The 3449-nt window shown below is 61.8% G+C and carries 2 protein-coding genes, 1 tRNA gene and 1 pseudogene; all 4 read left to right on the top strand.

The genetic code is table 11. The annotated features are described in order from the left end of the window. A pseudogene (locus GZH79_RS19160) lies at window positions 1-438 on the top strand (beta-galactosidase); the annotation flags it as partial. Next, the gene (locus GZH79_RS18625) at window positions 435-1400 is read left to right on the top strand and encodes an aldose epimerase family protein (protein WP_211645274.1); all 966 of its coding nucleotides are present in this window, start codon (window positions 435-437) and stop codon (window positions 1398-1400) included. The pseudogene GZH79_RS19160 and the gene GZH79_RS18625, both read left to right, overlap by 4 nt. A 70-nt stretch (window positions 1401-1470) precedes the next feature. Further along, a tRNA-Met gene (locus GZH79_RS18620) sits at window positions 1471-1547 on the top strand. Window positions 1548-1762: 215 nt separating this feature from the next. Continuing rightward, a complete protein-coding gene (locus GZH79_RS18615; RefSeq protein ID WP_211645273.1) occupies window positions 1763-3349 on the top strand; it encodes a tyrosine-type recombinase/integrase in 1587 nt (528 codons plus the stop codon). Window positions 3350-3449: the final 100 nt, after the last annotated feature.

Below are 3449 nucleotides of genomic sequence, written 5' to 3'. Positions count from 1 at the left end.
AGTGACGTGAAAACCGCCGATCTGGCGATCCCTGTGCCCATGGGGCCAAACCTGCCCGGCACCGACGTGACGGTCACACTGACCGAAAGCCTGCCCCCATCGGACGCCATCGCGCTGGACGGTGGCGGCACGTTCCGCCACTGGTTCGAACATCTGGAAGGCAGCGCACCCGTGCAACTGGCCACCGCCAACGGTCGCCCTGCAATCATGGGCGGCGATCATCTGCGCTATCTTGCGGGCTGGCCCGACGACGACAGCTTTGCCGCGATCCTGCGGTCGATCTGTGCAGAGGTCGGCATCACCACGCACGACCTGCCCGACGGCCTGCGGCTGCGCGATACACCGACGCACCGCTTTGTATTCAACTATTCCGCCGGACCGGTGACATGGGACGGCACGACCATCCCCGCCGCCGGCGTTCACTGGAGCCCGCTATGACCCTGTTCGACACGACCGCCGATGGACATGATGTCCACCGGCTGACCATCACCGACGGACAGCTGACCGTCGCCCTGCTGACCTATGGCGCGCGTATCCATGATGTGCGTCTGGCTGGCGTGGACCATACCCTGACGTTGGGGTCGGATCGCCTGTCCGACTATGAAGGCCCAATGCCCTATTACGGCGCGCTGGTCGGCCCCATCGCCAACCGGATCGGCGCGGGCCGCATTACCATCGACGGCATGATGTACGAACTGGAACGCAATCAGGCGGGCAAGATGACGCTGCATTCGGGGTCGGACGGCATCCATGCGCGTGTTTGGCAGATCGCAGAGTCTGCAGTTGACCGTGCTGTGCTGACACTGACGTTGAACGACGGCGACTGCGGCCTTCCGGGCCAGCGGGTGATCACCGCGACCTTTACCGTACGCGACAGCGCGCTGCATCTGGACCTGCATGCCAGCACCGACGAGCAAACGGTAATGAACATCGCGAACCACAGCCTGTGGAATCTGGACGGGTCCGCCACGTGGATCGGCCACAGCCTGCAGATCGCCGCCAATCATTATTTGCCGACCGACGGCGACAACCTTGTGACCGGCGACATCGTGGACGTCACGCAGACCGATATGGATTTCCGCACCCCGCGCGAACCGGTGCCGGGCGCACCGATGCTGGACCATAATTTCTGTCTGTCCAATGGTCTGGTGCCGATCCGCGATATCGCCACCCTGCGCGGCGCATCCGGGGTGACGATGACCATTGCCAGCGACCGTCCCGGCCTACAGGTGTTCGACAATCACGTGGGCATGCGCCCCGGAGCGGTCCCCTACGAAGGGTTTGCCATGGAACCGCAGGACTGGCCCGATGCCCCGTCCCACCGTGATTTCCCGTCAATCGCCATCACGCCTGACAAGCCTTATCGGCAGTCGTCACGCTGGACGTTCCGTCAGCAATGATTTCCTGCGCCGGGGCGCAAATTCGGTTTGACACCCCGGCGCATTGGGCCTAGTTCAGCGCCCGTGGCAAGGCGCGGTAGCTCAGTTGGTTAGAGCGATCGACTCATAATCGATAGGTCGGGAGTTCAAGTCTCCCCCACGCCACCACCCCCTCCGATCAGAACGAACCTGATGTGCGTGGCATCAACCACGGGCCGACCGGGGCGTTTGCCCGCAGCAAGCCACCCGTGGTCGGGCGTTCAAGTCTCCCCCACGCCACCACCTTACCTCCATCACCTTGTTTTCCTTGATCGCCCTTGCTGGCATGGCTTTACTAGTGGAAAACTGGCATACATGGTTGGTATCCAGTGGTGAGGATCAGAATGAGCGCACCCCGCCTTATCGGCATGACATGGTATCTGATGGACCGGGTCCCCAAGGACATTTCGTCAAAAGCCCGAGGCCAGAGCGTTGCCCTTGAGGTAGACGGCGAACGAAGATCACTGACCCTCGGGGAGTTTGCCAAGCTCTCTCTCAAGACCAAGGACGCTGCGCAAGCGAAGCGACGGTATCACGAGGCTGCGGCGGCACTGTCGCGGCACTACGAGACACTTCGACAAGGCCCGAAAGCGATCACCCAGCAGCAGGCCGCAGCCTTGGCCGGGGACTACTTCCGCTCGCTGCTACAGCGGCACGGCGAAAACCCCGGAGTAGCAGGTCAGTGGGTGGATGGGATGGACCCCCTGATCGCCGCAGCCGAGGACGATGAGGCCAACGCCACACGGCGGCTGCGCCTACTTGAAGGGATGCACGGTGATGAACTGGACCATTGGCTTGCCCAGCGCGGGATAAGCCTTGATCCAGCGTCACGTGAGGCAGCCCTGCAGGAGTTCAACAGAGCTGCCATGGACGCGTTCGCAGTGATCGCCAAACGGGCGAATGGCGACTGGCGGGACGATGTCCGTGCTGGGCGCTACCCCCAGTGGATGCCCAGTGAAGAGCCTGTCGTGAAGTGCAAAACGGCTAACAGCCTGCGAGAGCTGTCGGAAGAGTGGGCTAAGTCACACGAGGTGAGCGGCGGGCGTTTGAAGACCCGGAAAGCACTGATGGCGATGGTGGAAGTGTTCATCGCCTTCGTAGGTCATGCGGATGCAACGAAGATCACTTACGAGGACGCGCTAGCTTGGGCTAAGTCGATGCGTGATGGCGACAAGCCCAAAGCGGTGCGGACGATCAACGACACCTACCTGCCCCACCTAAGCGCGGTCCTGAACCAGCCCGCAGCGAAGCGGATGCTCAACGGGCACAACCCCTTTGCTGGGGCAAAGGTGGGTGGCGGACGGCAGATCATCACCCGCGACCGGGGCTTCACAGATGATGAGGCCCTGACCGTCCTAAGGGCAGCCTTCGCGGTGTCACTGGACGGCGCAAAGGGACACCAACAAAAAGCTCGAGCGCAGCGTTGGCTGGCACCTATCATGGCCCACACCGGCGCTCGGGTCGGAGAGCTTGCCCAACTTCGGAAGGAAGACTTCAAGAGGTCCGACGACGTTCACTGGATACGTATCACCCCCGAAGCGGGATCAACCAAGACCGGCATCTTTCGGGACGTGCCGTTGCATCCTCAACTTCTGGACTGGGGGCTACTGAAATGGATCGACAGCCTGCCAGATGGACCGATCTTCTACACCCCGAGCGGCGTGAGCCGTGACAAGGACCATTCCAGACAGAGCAGGGCTGCCCAACATGCTGCCGCTCTTGTGCGGGACGCAGGGGTGACAGACGTAGAGCAGCCCAACCATGGCTGGCGGCACTACTGGAAGACCATGGCACGGGATGTTGGGATTGGTGAGACATGGCAGAAGGCAATCCTAGGCCACAAGGACAAAGACGTGGCGAGCGGCTACGGCAGCTTCCGGGTCGAAACCAAGTTCGGCTGGATCACTTGTATGCCGCCGTTTAAGCTCTGACTGACCAGAGTGGAGCTATGCGGGAATTTGGGTGATGGCGTGATTTGAAAGGCGGCGTATCGTGGTGGTGTCAAAGCCAACCAGAACCTCACGAGGAGCG

The organism is Loktanella sp. SALINAS62 (assembly GCF_018263905.1).
GTDB lineage: Bacteria > Pseudomonadota > Alphaproteobacteria > Rhodobacterales > Rhodobacteraceae > Loktanella.
The sequence above is the reverse complement of the archived record's forward strand: the minus strand, read 5'-3'. Positions and strand labels throughout refer to the sequence as shown.